The sequence below is a fragment of the Sphingobium psychrophilum genome (assembly GCF_012927105.1).
GTDB lineage: Bacteria > Pseudomonadota > Alphaproteobacteria > Sphingomonadales > Sphingomonadaceae > Sphingobium > Sphingobium psychrophilum.
In genome coordinates, this window is record NZ_JABBFV010000005.1 from 1 (window position 1) to 15,795 (window position 15,795).

The 15,795-nt window shown below is 63.4% G+C and carries 16 protein-coding genes and 1 pseudogene; 5 read left to right on the top strand and 12 right to left on the bottom strand.

Features of this window, described 5'->3' with window-relative positions:
• Positions 1-124: 124 nt before the first annotated feature.
• A complete protein-coding gene (locus HHL08_RS08265; RefSeq protein WP_268932693.1) occupies positions 125-2,038 on the top strand; it encodes a ribonuclease R family protein in 1,914 nt (637 codons plus the stop codon).
• Positions 2,039-2,047: 9 nt separating this feature from the next.
• On the opposite strand, the gene HHL08_RS08270 is transcribed toward HHL08_RS08265, so the two are convergent.
• The gene (locus HHL08_RS08270) at positions 2,048-2,503 is read right to left on the bottom strand and encodes a universal stress protein (protein WP_088182734.1); all 456 of its coding nucleotides are present in this window, start codon (positions 2,501-2,503) and stop codon (positions 2,048-2,050) included.
• Between the two features lie 185 nt (positions 2,504-2,688).
• Between HHL08_RS08270 and HHL08_RS08275 the strand changes: the two genes are divergently transcribed.
• From HHL08_RS08275 to HHL08_RS26110, 4 genes and pseudogenes are all read left to right on the top strand, one after another.
• The gene (locus HHL08_RS08275; protein ID WP_169572313.1) at positions 2,689-4,014 is read left to right on the top strand and encodes a pyruvate dehydrogenase complex dihydrolipoamide acetyltransferase; all 1,326 of its coding nucleotides are present in this window, start codon (positions 2,689-2,691) and stop codon (positions 4,012-4,014) included.
• On the top strand, positions 4,014-4,415 hold the full coding sequence (locus HHL08_RS08280; protein WP_169572315.1) for an acyl-CoA thioesterase: 402 nt from the start codon (positions 4,014-4,016) through the stop codon (positions 4,413-4,415). The genes HHL08_RS08275 and HHL08_RS08280 overlap by 1 nt, the downstream gene beginning before the upstream one ends.
• A 17-nt stretch (positions 4,416-4,432) precedes the next feature.
• A complete protein-coding gene (gene lpdA / locus HHL08_RS08285; protein ID WP_169572317.1) occupies positions 4,433-5,827 on the top strand; it encodes a dihydrolipoyl dehydrogenase in 1,395 nt (464 codons plus the stop codon).
• A gap of 211 nt (positions 5,828-6,038) precedes the next feature.
• Positions 6,039-6,371: pseudogene (locus HHL08_RS26110) on the top strand (phosphatase PAP2 family protein); the annotation flags it as partial.
• A gap of 48 nt (positions 6,372-6,419) precedes the next feature.
• On the opposite strand, the gene HHL08_RS25550 reads toward HHL08_RS26110, so the two are convergent.
• From HHL08_RS25550 to HHL08_RS08345, 11 genes are all read right to left on the bottom strand, one after another.
• Positions 6,420-7,901: a DUF2142 domain-containing protein gene (locus tag HHL08_RS25550; protein ID WP_328804604.1), complete on the bottom strand. Its 1,482-nt coding sequence runs from the start codon at positions 7,899-7,901 to the stop codon at positions 6,420-6,422.
• An 83-nt stretch (positions 7,902-7,984) separates the two neighbouring features.
• Positions 7,985-8,926 (bottom strand): hemolysin family protein, encoded by a 942-nt coding sequence (locus HHL08_RS08300; protein ID WP_169572318.1) that lies wholly within the window; start codon positions 8,924-8,926, stop codon positions 7,985-7,987.
• 51 nt (positions 8,927-8,977) lie between these two features.
• Positions 8,978-9,487, bottom strand: coding sequence for an rRNA maturation RNase YbeY (ybeY, locus tag HHL08_RS08305; RefSeq protein ID WP_169572321.1), 510 nt, complete (start codon positions 9,485-9,487; stop codon positions 8,978-8,980).
• A gap of 81 nt (positions 9,488-9,568) precedes the next feature.
• Positions 9,569-10,573, bottom strand: coding sequence for a PhoH family protein (locus HHL08_RS08310; RefSeq protein ID WP_169572625.1), 1,005 nt, complete (start codon positions 10,571-10,573; stop codon positions 9,569-9,571).
• Between the two features lie 121 nt (positions 10,574-10,694).
• Entirely contained in the window at positions 10,695-12,059 is a 1,365-nt protein-coding gene (gene miaB, locus HHL08_RS08315) for a tRNA (N6-isopentenyl adenosine(37)-C2)-methylthiotransferase MiaB (RefSeq protein ID WP_169572323.1), read from the bottom strand.
• A gap of 8 nt (positions 12,060-12,067) precedes the next feature.
• Complete coding sequence (locus HHL08_RS08320; RefSeq protein WP_169572325.1) at positions 12,068-12,838, bottom strand: lysophospholipid acyltransferase family protein; 771 nt, start codon at positions 12,836-12,838, stop codon at positions 12,068-12,070.
• A 4-nt stretch (positions 12,839-12,842) separates the two neighbouring features.
• Positions 12,843-13,265 (bottom strand): Fur family transcriptional regulator, encoded by a 423-nt coding sequence (locus HHL08_RS08325; protein WP_169572327.1) that lies wholly within the window; start codon positions 13,263-13,265, stop codon positions 12,843-12,845.
• A 136-nt stretch (positions 13,266-13,401) separates the two neighbouring features.
• The gene (locus HHL08_RS08330) at positions 13,402-13,833 is read right to left on the bottom strand and encodes a MucR family transcriptional regulator (protein WP_169572329.1); all 432 of its coding nucleotides are present in this window, start codon (positions 13,831-13,833) and stop codon (positions 13,402-13,404) included.
• A gap of 112 nt (positions 13,834-13,945) precedes the next feature.
• Complete coding sequence (locus HHL08_RS08335; RefSeq protein ID WP_169572331.1) at positions 13,946-14,425, bottom strand: GNAT family N-acetyltransferase; 480 nt, start codon at positions 14,423-14,425, stop codon at positions 13,946-13,948.
• Positions 14,422-15,048 carry a tRNA (adenosine(37)-N6)-threonylcarbamoyltransferase complex dimerization subunit type 1 TsaB gene (gene tsaB / locus HHL08_RS08340; RefSeq protein ID WP_169572333.1) on the bottom strand — a complete coding sequence of 209 codons (627 nt, stop codon included), beginning with the start codon at positions 15,046-15,048 and terminating at the stop codon, positions 14,422-14,424. Before tsaB ends, HHL08_RS08335 begins: the two co-directional genes overlap by 4 nt.
• Positions 15,049-15,146: 98 nt before the next feature.
• A complete protein-coding gene (locus HHL08_RS08345) occupies positions 15,147-15,722 on the bottom strand; it encodes a NifU family protein (protein WP_169572627.1) in 576 nt (191 codons plus the stop codon).
• Between the last annotated feature and the right edge of the window lie 73 nt (positions 15,723-15,795).

Here is a 15,795-nt window from a genome sequence, read left to right on the forward strand (position 1 = left end):
GCTCCGCGTCGCCTCCGGCTCCGCTGCGCGGCCCCCAGTCGCGCAAGGAATAGTCCGTGAGGGTGATCTCCTGTAGGGAGCATTTACGTGAGGCAATGGCTATGCCGCTCGGGAACATCGCTTAATGAGGCAACACGACGTCATGAAGAAACTCGCCAAGGCCGAGGAGGAATTGCTGGGCGTGGTGGAGGTGATGGCCGACGGCAAGCTATGGCTGCGCCCGGTCGACAAGCGCATCCGAAAGGACACGCCGATCAGCGATGTCGGCAACGCCAAGCCCGGCGATCTGGTGCTGGCCGAACCCCATGGCCGCCCGCCGCGCATTGCCGCGCGCGTCACCGACATTCTCGGCGATCCCTTCGCCCCGCGCAGTTTCAGCCTGATCGCGATCCACAAGCACGGCATCCCCCATGTCTTCCCGGAGCGGGTGGAGGAGGAAGCGATCACCGCTTCCGCCCTGCCGCTGCACGAGGATAAGCGCGAGGATCTGCGCCACCTGCCGATCGTCGCGATCGACCCGTCCGATGCCCGCGACCATGACGATGCTGTCTGGGCGACCCCGGACGAGGATGAGGGCAATGCCGGCGGCTATAAGGCGATCGTCGCCATCGCCGACGTCAGCTATTATGTTCGCCCCGGCAGCGCGCTGGACAAGGAAGCGCGCAAGCGCGGCAACAGCGTCTATTTCCCTGACCAGGTCGTGCCGATGCTTCCCCACGACCTGTCGTCCGACATGTGTTCGCTCCGCTCCGGGCAGGACCGGGCGGCGATGGCCTGCCACCTCACCATCAACGCGCAGGGCAAGGTCACCGCCTGGCGCTTCACCCGCGCGGTGATCCGCGTCGCGGCAGTGCTGGCCTATGAAGATGCGCAGGCGGCGATTGACGGCACGGAGGTAGACGCTGCCCCCACGCCCTCGCGCAAGCAGGCGGACGAGCTACTGGACGTCGCCCTGAAACCCCTCTGGGCCTGCTGGGCGCTGCTGCGCAAGGCGCGGGAGGCGCGCGATCCGCTGGCGCTCGACCTGCCCGAACGGCGCGTAGTGCTGGACGAGCATGGCAAGATCGTCAGCGTCGCCGTGCGCGAACGGCTCGACGCCCATATGCTGATCGAGGATTATATGATCGCGGCGAATGTCGCGGCGGCCAAGGCCCTGGAGGCCAAGAAGGCGCCGGTCATGTACCGCGTCCATGAAGTGCCCAGCCGCGAAAAACTGGTCGCACTCAAGGACTATCTCGCCACCTTCGATATGGATTTCGCGCTGGGTCAGGTCATACGTCCCTCCACTTTCAACGCCCTGATCCGCAAAATCGCCGAGGCGGAGGAGAAGGAGCTGATCATGGTGCAGATTCTGCGCAGCCAGACCCAGGCCTATTATGCGCCGCAGAATATGGGCCATTTCGGGCTGGCGCTGGGCAGCTACGCGCATTTTACCTCACCCATCCGCCGCTATGCCGACCTGCTGGTGCATCGTGCCCTGGTCGGCGCACACAGCCTGGAACTGCCCGTACCAAAGGGCGGGACGATCCCCGACCGCACTGCGCTCAGCCAGGATGATTATGAGAATATGGGCCGGGTCGGCGAACTCATTTCCGGCCATGAACGCCGCGCGATGGAGGCGGAGCGCGACACGGTTGACCGTTATGTCGCCGCCTTCCTGTCCGCCCATGTCGGCGAAATCGTGAAGGCGCGCATAACCGGGGTCCAGAATTTCGGCTTTTTCGCCACGGTCGACGGGCTGGGCGGCGACGGACTGGTGCCTGTTTCCACCATGGGCGGCGAATATTTCCACTATGACGAAGCGGGCAAGGCGTTGCAGGGGGCCGATAGTGGCGATCGCTACACCGTCGGACAGCGGCTGGAACTAAGGCTGGCGGAGGCCGATCCCATCAATGGCTCGCTGCGTTTCGAACTGCCTGATAGTCCCGCGCCCCGCGGCGGCCCGATGAAGCGCGACCGCACGCGTCCCGGCACCCATCGCGGGCGGCCGATGAATATCCGCCACCAGGGCGCAAAACGCGGCAAGCATAAGCGGTAATATCGACGATCAACTCAACCGGTCGATCGCCTCGCTATCCAGCCCGCCCGGAATGATCATGAGCGGGCAGGGCAGCTTGCCCGCGTCCGCGCCCGCAAAATGCGTCACCAGTTTCCCCGGATTGCCGCTGGCCGCAGCGCCCAGCACAAGCGCGGCGACATCGTCCATCTCGTCCAATGTGCCGCGCACCACTGTCACGGCGTCGCCCTGGCGCACGGTGATGCTGGGACGGATGCCCGATTCATCGGTCAGCGTGCCCGCTGCGCTCGTCACCAGCGCCTCGGCGCGTTGCAGCGCCTCATCCTCCATCGTGGCCTGGACGCCACCCCATTGCACGAACTCGGCCGGCGGGATCAGCGCCAGGATGCGGACCGCGCCGCCGGTCTTGGCTGCGCGCCGCGCCGCGAAGCGCAAAGCGGTTTCCGCTTCCGGCGATTCGTCCACGACGACCAGATATGTCCGCACTTCTTATCGCCCCTCGCATGCAATTAATGGAGCAGGCTATCGGTAAAAGCGCCCAACTAACCATAAGGGTGAAATGTGCGGGATAAAAGCCTCTCTGGCAAGGCGTCGCTTGACCGATCCGGCGAATGGGTGAAAACGGGCATCAAAATGACCAAAGCCGTAAAGCCAAGAAGAGGCCCGAAAGCATGAGCAAGACGATCCAGATGCCCGCATTGTCCCCGACCATGGAGGAAGGGACGCTGGCCAAATGGCTGGTCAAGGAGGGCGATACGGTATCGTCCGGCGATCTGCTGGCGGAGATCGAGACTGACAAGGCGACGATGGAATTCGAAGCGGTCGATGAGGGCGTCATCGCCAAGATCCTGATCGCCGAAGGGGCCGAAGGCGTGAAGGTCGGCACCGTGATCGCCATCATCGCCGAAGAGGGCGAAGATGCTGCGACCGTCGCCGCTGGCGGTGCCAAGGCGGACGCTGCCCCCGCGCCCAAGGCTGACCCCGTTCCTGAAAAGGCCGACGCCGCAGCCGCCCCGAAGGCGGACGCCGCACCCGCGCCCAAGGCTGAGGCCGCCGCGCCCAAGCCTGCGATTGCATCGGACGATCGCGTGAAGGCCAGCCCGCTGGCGCGTCGCCTGGCGCAGGCCAAGGGCGTAGATCTGGCCAGCATCACCGGCACTGGCACCAACGGCCGCATCGTCAAGGCCGATATCGAAGGCGCACAGCCCGGCGCCGCTGCGCCTGCGGCTGCCCCCGCCGCACCTGCCGCTACCGCCGCCGCGCCTGCTGCTCCCGCACCGGTCGCTGCCGCCGCGCAGGATTTCGGCATCCCGCACGAAGTTGTCAAACTCAGTGGTATGCGCAAGACGATCGCGCGCCGCCTGACCGAGTCGAAGCAGCAGGTGCCCCACATCTACCTCACCGTCGACATCCAGCTCGACAAACTGCTCAAGCTGCGCGGCGAACTCAACGCCGGCCTCGCCAGCCGCAAGGTCAAGCTGTCTGTCAACGACCTGCTGATCAAGGCGCTGGGCGTTGCGTTGGTGCAGGTGCCCGAATGTAACGTGCAGTTCGCCGGCGACCAGATGCTGCAATTCCAGCGCGCCGACATCAGTGTCGCCGTGTCGATCCCCGGCGGCCTCATCACCCCGATCATCACCGACGCGGGCGGCAAGGGCGTCGCCGCCATTTCCAACGCGATGAAGGATCTGGCCAGCCGCGCTAAGGACGGCAAGCTCAAGCCAGAAGAATATCAGGGCGGCACCGCGTCGCTGTCCAACATGGGCATGTTCGGCATCAAGCAGTTCGAAGCGGTCATTAACCCGCCCCAGGCGATGATCATGGCGATCGGTGTTGGTGAAAAGCGGCCCTTCGTGGTGGATGACTCGCTCCAGATCGCGACCGTCATGTCCGCCACCGGCAGCTTCGATCATCGCGCCATCGACGGCGCAGACGGCGCGCGCCTGATGAAGGCGTTCAAGGAACTGGTCGAAAACCCGATCGGCATGCTCGCCTGATGCCCTATGCCGACGAAACCCCGCCGGACATTAGTCCAGCGGTTCGGGTCATCGCCATGCCGACCGATACCAATCCCTATGGGGATATTTTCGGCGGCTGGTTGATGAGCGTGATGGACTCGGCGGCCGGATCGGTCGCCGCCCGGCACAGCCATGGCCGCGCCGTGACCATCGCGGTGGAGGGGATGACCTTCCTCCGCCCGGTCGTCGTTGGCGACGAGGTTTCGGTTTTTGCAACGCTCAAATCCGTCGGGCGCACGTCGATGAAGATCTATGTAGAAGCGTGGCGTCGCGCCCGGCATGATGACCGGTCCTATCGCGTGACCCATGCGACTTTCAGCTTCGTGGCGATCGGAGAGGATCGCCAGCCCCGTTCCGTACCGCCGCTTCCGGCGGAATAAGTTTAGAGAGACTGACCATGGCTGATACTTATGACGTCATCGTTTTGGGCTCCGGCCCCGGCGGCTATGTCGCCGCGATCCGTTCCGCCCAACTGGGCCTCAAGACCGCGATCGTTGAGCGCGAAAATCTGGGCGGCATCTGCCTCAACTGGGGCTGCATCCCGACCAAGGCGCTGCTTCGGTCTGCTGAAATCTTCCATTATATGCAACATGCCAAAGATTATGGCCTCGCCGCCGACAACATCACTGCCGACATCGAAGCCGTGGTGAAGCGTTCGCGCGGCGTCGCCAAACAGCTTAATCAGGGCGTCACGCACCTGATGAAGAAGAACAAGATCGCCGTCCATATGGGCGACGGCAAGTTGCTGGGCAAAGGCAAGCTGTCTGTCACCAAGGATGGCAAGACCGAAGAACTGACCGCCAAGAACATCATCGTCGCCACCGGCGCGCGCGCGCGCGACCTGCCCTTCGCCAAGGCGGACGGCAAGCGCGTGTGGACCTATCGCCACGCGATGACCCCGGCGGAAATGCCGACCAAGCTGCTGGTCATCGGATCGGGCGCGATCGGCATCGAATTTGCCAGCTTCTATAACGACATGGGCGCGGACGTGACCGTGGTTGAGATGATGGACCGCGTCGTCCCGGTCGAGGATGCCGATGTCTCCGCCTTCCTTGAAAAGGCGCTCAAGAAGCAGGGCATGACCATCATGACCGGCGCGGGCGTCGAAACGCTGGACGTTGGCGCGAACGGCGTGAAGGCCGCGATCAAGGGCAAGGACGGCAAGGTGGTGAATGGCGAATACAGCCATGTCATCGTCGCTGTCGGCATCGTCCCCAATACCGAGAATATCGGTCTGGAAGAGCTGGGCATCAAGGCCGAGCGCGGCCACATCGTCACCGACCCGACCTGCAAGACCAATGTCGATGGCATCTGGGCGATCGGCGACGTGACCGCCCCGCCATGGTTGGCGCATAAGGCCAGCCATGAAGGCGTGATCGTGGCCGAAGCTATTGCCGGCAAGCATCCCCACGCGATGGATGTGCGCAACATTCCTGGCTGCACCTATTGCCACCCGCAGATCGCCAGCGTCGGCCTGACCGAAGCCAAGGCGAAGGAAGCCGGTTACGAGGTGAAGGTCGGCATGTTCCCCTTCATCGGCAATGGCAAGGCGATCGCACTGGGCGAAGCGGAAGGCTTCACCAAGACGGTCTTCGACGCCAAGACCGGCGAATTGCTGGGCGCACACATGATCGGCGCGGAAGTGACCGAGATGATCCAGGGCTTCACCATCGGCAAAACGCTGGAGACGACCGAGGCGGAATTGATGCACACGGTCTTCCCGCATCCGACCATCTCTGAATCAATGCATGAAAGTGTATTGGCGGCTTATGGCCGTGCGCTCCATATCTGATCGGCGCACATTGACGCTGAAAGGCGCGGGGGCTTTGGCTCTCGCGCTTTTTTGCGTTCTGGCGATTGCGCTGATGCAGCGGGCTGGATGGCTCGACGGCCTGAACGTCGGGCTGATGACCGCGGCCGGGCAGGCGCGGGAAACGGCGATAGGCGGCCCTGTCACCATGGTCATGAGGCTCGCATCGGCGGTCGGCGGAACCGCTGGGCGCATGGCGTTGCTGGCTGCGGCGTTGCTGCCCCTATTATGGTTCGGGCGTTGGCGCGCGGCGCGATGGCTCGCCTTGACGATCGCAGGTGGGACGCTGCTCAACCTTGGCTTGAAACAGATTTTTGCCGCGCCGCGGCCCGACCTGTTCCCTCATCTCGATATCGTCCACACCTATAGTTTTCCCAGCGGCCATGCGGCGGGCAACATGATGTTCTTCGGCGCCATTGCGATACTGGCGGGATCGCGCGCCGGCTATGCCGTCGCCGCTGCCATCATCGCCCTGATCGGCGTCAGCCGCGTCTGGCTCGGCGTCCATTGGCCCAGCGACGTCACCGCCGGCTGGATCGAGGGGCTGGGCTGGCTCGCTCTGTGTCGAGTCTGGTTACCAGCGCGGGGAGGGGAGCAACAGGGCGCGGGCGATGCTTTCATGCGGCGGCATCCCGTCGCTGGTGACGAAGCCATGCACCCAGAAACTGTCGAACACGGTCGCGGCAGCAATCAGCAATAGCACGATCGCGGCAACGGCGAAGATCCGTTGCGCGCCGCGTATCGCGCTGTCGGGCGACAGGGCGATGAGCACCAGCGGCAGCAGCGGCAGGAAATAACGCCCCTGCGTCCCCTGAATATAGTCCGCGCCCAGCGGCGTCCCCGTCAGATACATGGCCGTTTCGATCAGCAGCGCAACGCCTGCCGCAACCGCCAGCCACCACAGCCGCTGGCCAAAGCCGAAGCGCGCGCCGCTGCCATTGGCGACGCCCGCGCCGAGCATCAGCAGCCCCAACGGATAGGCGAACAACGGCAACAGGATGGCGTTCCATCCGAAACGCCCGACGATTTGCAGCGCATAGATCGGCGCGCGCTCGACCACGCTGCTGACGAGGATGCTGACATAACCGACCGGGTCATGCAGCAGGATGGCAAGCTGATCGCGCAGCGGCGCGGTCATCATCGTCTCGCCCGTCTTGCGCGACTGGATATGATAGAGCGCCTGGCTCCCGCCAGAATAGTGCATCCAGCCGACGAAGACGATCGCACCCAGCACCATCGCGCCCAGGATCACGCCCGCGCGCAGGTCGCGGCGATCCTGCGGCCAGCGCAGTCCCGCCGCCATGATCGGCAGATAGACGCCTTTGCACAGCGCCAGCAGCGGCCCCGTTACCAGCAAGGCCGCCGATCGCGCCGGTGCCGCCCCCATGAACCCGGTGCGCAGCGCCAGCGCCAGGCCCAGAAAGCCAAGCCCGTTAATGACCGCATCGGGCGACAGCGATCCTGTTTGATAGGCGAAGGTCGGCAGCAAGGCGGTGGCGAGCAAGGCGTTTCTGCCGAACGGCAACAGGCGTAGCGCCGCGATCAGCAGCGCCAGTCCGGTCAGAGCATTGACCAGCCGCCCGACATAGAAAGTATCGATCCAGGGCAGGTCCAGCGCGCGCCCCAGCGTCAGCCCCACCGCACCCGGTGCATAAAGGCTGGGCGCATAGCTGGCGACGTTGGGAAAATCCGCAAAGGCCGTGCCCGGACGACCGGCGTCGGCGGCTGCGCTGTCGACGATCTGCGCCCGGTCGAAGCGTCGCGGCGTCGGCGGCACGTCGGTCGGAAAATCTACGCCATGAATATCCAGCGCCGCCCGAGGCAGTTCTGCACCGATCGCTTCGCCGCGCTGTTCGGACAGGACGATGCCCTGCGTCAGCGCCAACGCCTTCATATAATGCTGGTTCTCGTCCGGCGCCTGAAAGGGCGGGGTGACGATGGCGAAGAAGAACGTGGCGATGCAGACGGACGTGAGGAGCAGCGTTTCGATCACCGTCCATGGCGCCGCAAACAGCATGTTGGCCGTGCCGGTAAATCTGCTCCGCTCGTTCCGCATGGCCGCACCCTATGCGGCGCAGCTTAACATTTCGCGACCGTAATCCTTTATTGCTGGGAAGATAGCAGGGGAGCGGAGGGTCTTTACGCCTCCGCCTCTTCCCGCTCGACCGGTGGATGCAGTCGCAGCCGGGTCACGCGGCGGCCGTCGCTCGCGACGATCTCCAACTTCCAGCCGCTAGGGCCATGGTCCAGTATCTCGCCCGGTTCCGGCACCCGTCCCGCGAGGACGAACGCCAGGCCGCCCAGCGTGTCCACATCTTCCTCGACCTCGCCCAGTCTCTCGTCAATCTCCTCTGCCACATCGTCCAGTTCGGCACGCGCATCGGCTTCCCACAGGCCGCCGTCCAGCGGCACCAGCATCGCTTCGGGCGCATCGTCATGCTCATCCTCGACGTCGCCGACGATTTCTTCGACCAGATCTTCGAAGGTCAACAGGCCCTCTGTGCCGGAATATTCATCCAGTACGATGGCGAGATGGGTGCGCTTGGCGCGCATTTCGGCGAGCAGGTCGAGCGCCCCCATGCTTTCGGGCACATAGAGCGGCTGGCGGATCAGCGGTTCCAGCGTCTCCGGCACTGGCGACTTGCCGGCCAGGATCGCGAAAGCGTCGCGAATGTGGATCATGCCGACGATGGTATCGAGCGTCCCGCGATAGACCGGCACGCGGCTATGCCCCGCCTCGGCAAACAGATCGGCCAATTCGGCAAAGCTCGCCGTCTCCTCGATCGCGACAATGTCCGCGCGTGGCACGGCGACGTCATCGACGGTATGTTCGGAAAAATGGAGCAGGTTGCGCACCATCTGGCGCTCGATCGCCGACAGGTCGCCCTTGGCCGGCGCTGCGCTATTCTCGTCCTGTTCGTCCTCGTCATATTCGTCGAGCGCTTCTTCCAACTCCTTGCGGAGACTGGTTTCCTCACCCTCGCCGAACAGGAGCGACTTGATGCCGCTCCACAGGCCGCCCTCGTTGCTACTTTCCCCTTCTTTCGAAGCGGTGCCGTCCTTGGGACTGCCGTCAGCCATAATCGCGTCTATTCCCCTGTCAGAGCGTTTTCTCTCGAGAAAACGCGACCATCAAACGCCGTCGCGATCCCCATAGGGATCGGAAAGGCCCATGCTCAATAGCGCTGCAATCTCCAGCGCTTCCATTGCCTCAGCCTCATTGTCGTCCATATGGTCATATCCAAGCAAATGAAAAGTCCCGTGGACAATCAGATGCGTGGCATGATCGGCGACCGATATCCCTTTTTCCGCCGCCTCGGCGATGCAGACCCCTTCGGCCAGCACAATATCGCCCAGCAATACTTCGCCATCGTCGGTATTGGCGGTTACCTCCAGCAGGTCGTCCTGTACCATTGGAAAGGACAGGACGTTGGTCGGCTTGTCCTTGTCGCGATAGGCGCGATTGAGGCTGTGGACCTCCTCGTCGCTGGTCAGCTTGACCGCGATTTCATACAGCGCCTCGTCGCTGGCAAAGGCGGCATAGGGGCTGTGCGCGATGGCGGCGGCCACGGCGCGCTGGGCCAGATAGTCCCAATCGACACCGGGCCAGCCCTCCTCATGCAGGACGGCGACTTCAATCATTGCGTACAACTCCACCTTTCGGTTCGAGCTTGTCGAGAGCCCGTTCTCGACAGGCTCGAACCGAACAGCATTATTTTAGAACTATGCATCCGGCCCCTCATAGGCTTCCACGATGCGCCCGACCACCGGATGCCGCACGACATCGGCAATGCCGAACGGCACCATCGCGATCCCCTCCAAACCCTGCAACCGCGCGACCGCATCGGCCAGGCCCGACGTGCCCGGCTGCGGCAGGTCGACTTGCTTGGGATCGCCGCAAATGACCATGCGGCTGCCTTCGCCGAACCGGGTCAGGAACATCTTCATCTGCGCAATGGTGGTGTTCTGCGCCTCGTCCAGCACGATGAAAGCGTTGGCCAGCGTGCGCCCGCGCATGAAGGCCAGCGGCGCGATCTCGATCTCGCCGCTCGCGATCCGCCGTTCGACCTGTTCGGCTGGCAGCGTGTCGTGCAGCGCGTCGTAGATCGGGCGGAGATAGGGATCGACCTTCTCCTTCATGTCGCCAGGCAGGAAGCCCAGCTTCTCGCCCGCTTCCACGGCGGGGCGCGACAGGATCAGGCGATCGACGCTACCGGTGATGAGCTGGCTGACCGCCTGCGCGACCGCCAGATAGGTCTTGCCAGTGCCTGCCGGCCCCAGCGCGAAGATGATGTCGTTGCGATTGAGCGCCTCCATATAGGTGACCTGCGTCGCGGATCGCGGGACGATCGTCTTCTTGCGCGTGCGGATCATCACCTTGGGCGGTTCGGCGACGTCGGTGCGGATGATGCCGTCCAGCGTCGGTTCGGACGACATGGCGATCACGGCTTCCACCGCGCCTGTGTCGATTTCCTGCCCCGCGACGATACGGTTGTAGAGGCCGGTCATCACGTCGCGGGCGCGCGCGGCGGCTTGCGCCTCGCCTTCGATCTGCAACTTGTTGCCGCGCGCGGCGATATAGACGCCCAGCCGGTTTTCGATCGCCACCAGATTGCGGTCATATTGGCCGAACAACGTGCCAAGCAGATGCGGCTTTTCGAAGGTCACTTCCAGCCTTGCCCGTTCAGCCGCGGGCTCGCGATGATGTTGGTTCGGTTTCTTGCCCATGGTCAGCCCCTTTTCCCATCCGTCATGCTCGCGAAGGCGAGTATCCATCTTCCGCCGTTCGATCCTGGTGGACAGGGGCGGAGAGGGGTTCCTGCATATGCCGGAACGACGGTTTTTTGGTTCAAGCGGCCTGCCTCCTGCTGGGTTCGCCGGCCAGACTATTCGGGCCGGCGCTGATGATATCGACTTCGACCATGTCGCCGATGGCAAGATCGGGCACGGTGACATGGACGGACTGGAGCCAGGGCGTCTTGCCGATCAACTGACCGGGATAGCGGCCCTTGCGCTCCAAAAGAATGTCGGTGCTGCGCCCGATCGTGGCGGCGTTGAAATCCACCTGATGTCGGTTGATCGCCGCCTGCAACCGCGCGAGCCGCTCGTCCATCACCGCCGCAGATATCTGATGATCCATATCTGCGGCCGGCGTGCCGGGACGGGGGCTATATTTGAAGCTGTAGCATTGGGCGTAGCGCACCTGATCCAAGATCTTCAACGTATCCTCGAACTCAGCATCGGTTTCACCGGGGAAACCGACGATGAAGTCGCCTGACACCGCAATGTCGGGCCGCACCGCCCGCACGCGATCGATGATGCGCAAATAGCTGTCCACGCTATGGCTGCGGTTCATGGCCTTGAGGATACGATCATTGCCCGACTGCACCGGCAGATGGAGGAAGGGCATCAGCTTCTCCACCTCGCCATGCGCGGCGATCAGGCCGTCGCTCATGTCGTTGGGATGGCTGGTGGTATAACGGATGCGCTTGAGGTCGCCGATCTTCGCCAAGGCGCGGACCAACCCGTCCATGCCCTGCATCGCGCCCTTGTCGTCTTCCCCGGTCCAGGCGTTCACATTCTGGCCCAGCAGCGTGATTTCGCGCACGCCGCCATCGACCAGCGCCTTGGCCTCGTCCAATATGGCGTCCCATGACCGGCTGATTTCCGCGCCGCGCGTATAGGGCACGACGCAATAGGTGCAGAATTTGTCGCATCCTTCCATGATCGTCAGGAAGGCGGTCGGCCGGGCCTGCTTGGTCCGGGCGGGGAGCGCACCGAATTTAGACGCCAGTGGCATATCGGTGTCGATCGCTTCCTCACCGCGCCCGACCTTGTCGATCAGGTCGGGCAGGCGATGATAGGCCTGCGGGCCGACGACGATGTCGACGGTGCGCGCGCGCCGCTGGATTTCGCCGCCTTCTGCCTGCGCGACGCACCCGGCGACGGCGATCATCGGGCGGCTACCATCCTCGCGCACCATGCGGCCGATATCGGAATAAACCTTGTCCACCGCCTTTTCGCGGATGTGACAGGTGTTAAGGATGACGAGATCGGCGTCGGCCCCTTCCGCCGCCGCGGTCATGCCGCGCGTGCCCAGCATTTCGGCCATGCGCTCGCCATCATAGACGTTCATCTGGCAGCCAAAGGATTTGACGTGGAAAGTCGCCGGGGCAGTCTTCGCAAGCTTGGGAGGGGTATCGTTACGATTCATCGCCACGGCTATACAGGGGGCAGGGGCGAAGCGGAAGGGCGCTGATGCTTCAGCGCATTTTGGACGATGCTTTGCGCGATCCGCTCTCGCGCCATCGCCGCTATGACCTTCCGGTCGGCGCATCCGGCGGGATCGAACGGCTCCAAAAAGCGCAGCGTGACCGGCAACGTCCCCTTGCGTCCCAATATGCGCATGGCGTTGGCCCCGGCCGGTTCCTCGCCATGCCAGGCGATCTCCGCCGTCGCCGCGCCATAATCGATATGCACCGGCTGGATCATCACCGCGCGCGGCGGCGGCAGCAATACGGCCAGCAAGGCAGGCTTGAATGGCAGCAGACCGCTGCCGTCGTTCGTCGTGCCTTCGGGAAAGAGCGCCACCGGCTGATGCCCCAGCAAAGCCTTGCGCAGCGCGTCGATCTGCCCCGACAGCGCGCCGCGCCGTTCGCGCGCGACGAACAATGTATTATTTTGCGCCGCCAGCCATCCTATCACCGGCCAGCGGGCGATGCCGTCATGGGCGACAAACGCCGCGCCAGTCGCGTCGGCCAGCGCCAATATGTCGATCCAGCTGACATGATTGGCGAGCAGGAACATGTCGCCATCATAAAGCCACCCGTCAATCCGCACCTTCGCGCCGACCGATCGTGCGGCCAGCGCCAGGAAGCGTCGCGGCCAGGGCGACGGGCGGCGCGCAAAACGCCAGAGCAGGTGCGGGATCAGGCAGAAGAGCAGGCTGGCGATCAGTGCCGCAATGCGGATCGTCCGGCGTAGTCCGCGCAATCTGTCAGTTCTTCCGTTCGAGCGCGACGCCGTATAATTCCATGCGATGATCGACCAGGCGGAAGCCCAGCTTCTCGGCGATCAGCTTCTGTAGCTGTTCCAGTTCCGGGTCAACAAATTCGATGACATTTCCCGTCTCGACATCAATCAGATGATCGTGATGCGATTCCGGCGCCGCTTCATACCGGGCGCGACCGTCACCGAAATCATGCCGGTCAAGGATGCCTGCTTCCTCGAACAGGCGCACCGTGCGGTACACCGTGGCGATCGAAATGCCTGGATCGATCGCTGCGGAACGGCGATGCAATTCCTCGACATCGGGATGGTCGGTCGCATCGCTCAACACCTGGGCGATGACCCGGCGCTGCTCGGTGATCCGCAGTCCCTTCTCATGGCACAGGGCTTCGACGTCGATTTTGCGGTTCATGCAGGCTCGCTTAATGGCTTGGTGCGACAGGTTGGATCAAGCCTAGCGGCTTTTCCATATACAGGAAAGGGGCGCGTCGGCGACGCACCCCTTTCCTTGACGGCTTTTTGAAAGGCTGACGGATCAGCCAGACGTATTACTTGCCGCGCGGGGGGGCTGTCCGGCGACGCTTGGTGCCCAAGCCGATCTTCTTCGCCAGGTTGCGGCGCTGTTCGGCATAATTGGGGGCTACCATCGGATAATCGGCGGGCAGGCTCCACTTGGCGCGATAGTCATCCGGCGTCATCTGATAATGGGTCATCAGGTGGCGCTTGAGCATCTTGAGCTTCTTGCCGTCTTCTAAGCAGATAATATAGTCTGGCTTGATCGACGAACGGACCGAAACGGCCGGCTCCGGCTTGACTTCAGGCACGGGCGCGGTCTGGCTCAGGCCAGACAGCGCAGCATGAACATTCTGGATCAGCGTAGACACGTCAGAGACAGCGACGCTGTTGTTCGAAACATGGGCAGCCACAATGTCCGAGGTCAAAGTAATGAGCAACTCGCTCTGGGCCGATTCGATTTCCATTTTCCTGTTTCCTACAAGGCTATATTGTTCTGCGACCCGCCCAAGGATTTCGTTTCAGGAGCGGTATATGGTCGCTAGACGTTGGCGGACGATTTCGCAAGACCCTAGTGGTTCATGCCAGCATGTCGATGCGAAAGCTCAGCGCATCGTGAAGTTGACCATCATTACCGCGATAGTAACCGGGGCGGCGATGTACATATTCGAACCCGGTTTTCTCGTATAGTTTGACCGCCTTATTCGTGGCCCGCACTTCCAGGTTCATGGAAGTGATGCCCCGCTGGCGCGCAGTGCGCAGGCTGTGGCGCAACAATGTCTCGCCGATGCCTCGCCCGCGCCAGATCGGATCGACCGCCAGCAACAGCAGTTCGCACTCGTCGAGCACCGACCGCACCAGCGCGAAGCCCAGCGGCGCGGCGTCCAGGCGAGCGATCGTCAGCCAGGTGCCCGGCATCATCATCACCCCGGCCAGTTGCGGCAACGTCCAGGCCTCGCCGAATACGGGATCGAACGCGCGGGCCATGACGTCCATCGCATCGCCCAGCGCGTTGCGTTCACCCTCGTCATAGACGCTCATATGCAGGTCGGGGATCATGACGCAGCGCGCTCCGCCATGGTCATCGCGTCCGCACCACGGCCATAGATCGGGCTGGGGGGTAGCGCCGCAAGCCCGGCGATCAGCGGATAGTCGGCCGCGTCGGGATAGAGGGTGATCGCTGCGCCGCCGCCACGCGCGGTCACCAGCGCTTCGGCACCGGTGCCATACAGGATTGGCGCATCAAGCAATTGCGCCAGTTGCGCAATCGGCGTGGAGGCGATTGCGCTCGTGGCGGTCATCCCGTCTGCGGTGAAGCATTGCCAGAATAGTTCGCCATGGCCGCCGGTGATCGTGACGGCGATCGGGCCGCCATCATGTTCCTGCGCCGCTTTCGCCGCGATCAGCGCTGGCGCGCTATAGCCATGCAGCGGGATATCCCAGGCCAGCGCCAGCGCACGGGCGGCGGCAATGCCGATCCGCACCCCGGTAAAGCTGCCCGGTCCAACATCCACCACGATCGCGTCAGCGCGTCCCCCATCGGGCAAGGCGGCGATCGCGGGCAGCAGCGCCTCGGCATGGCCGCGCCCGACGACTTCGTGGAACCGGCCGATCGGTGCCCCGTCCTCCAGCAGCGCGACGGACAGGGCCTGGGTGGCGGTGTCGATCACCAGAAGACGCAAGCAAACCCCCTCAAGCATCCGCCCCAAGCATCCATGCTTTGCGGATTCGTCTTGCGGTTAGTCGATCCTTGGGAATTTGCCAAATATCGCAGGCAGCTTCAGACTGCGCGGACCTCGGTCACTTCGGGCACATAATGTTTGAGCAGCTGCTCGATGCCGTTCTTGAGCGTGGCGGTCGAGGAAGGGCAACCGGAACAGGCACCCTGCATCTTGAGATATACGGTGCCCTTGTCGAAGCCGCGATAGATGATGTCGCCGCCATCATTGGCCACCGCTGGCCGCACCCGCGTATCGATGAGTTCGCGGATCTGCTCGACGATTTCGGCATCTTCCGGGGCGTCGGTGAAACTGTCTGCGTCGGACGGCACGCTGATCCCGGCGGCCGAGCCAGGCGTGAACAACGGCATGTTAGCGGAAAAATGTTCCAGCAACGTCGCCAGCACATCGGGCTTCACATCGGACCATTCCGATCCCGGCGCGATCGTCACGGAGATGAAATGCCCGCCGAAGAACACGCCGGTCACATCGCCCAGACCAAACAGCGCGTCCGCCAGCGGCGATGCTTCCGCCTCCTCCGGCGTCGCAAAATCGCGCGTACCGGTGCCCATGACTTCGCGTCCAGGCAGGAATTTGATGGTCGCCGGGTTGGGCGTCAGTTCGGTTTCGATCAGCATAGCCTTCATGTGGCGATTGCCGCAGCCAAGATCAAGCGCTTCGGGAACTTCGATCGATCCTGGCGATTGAAAC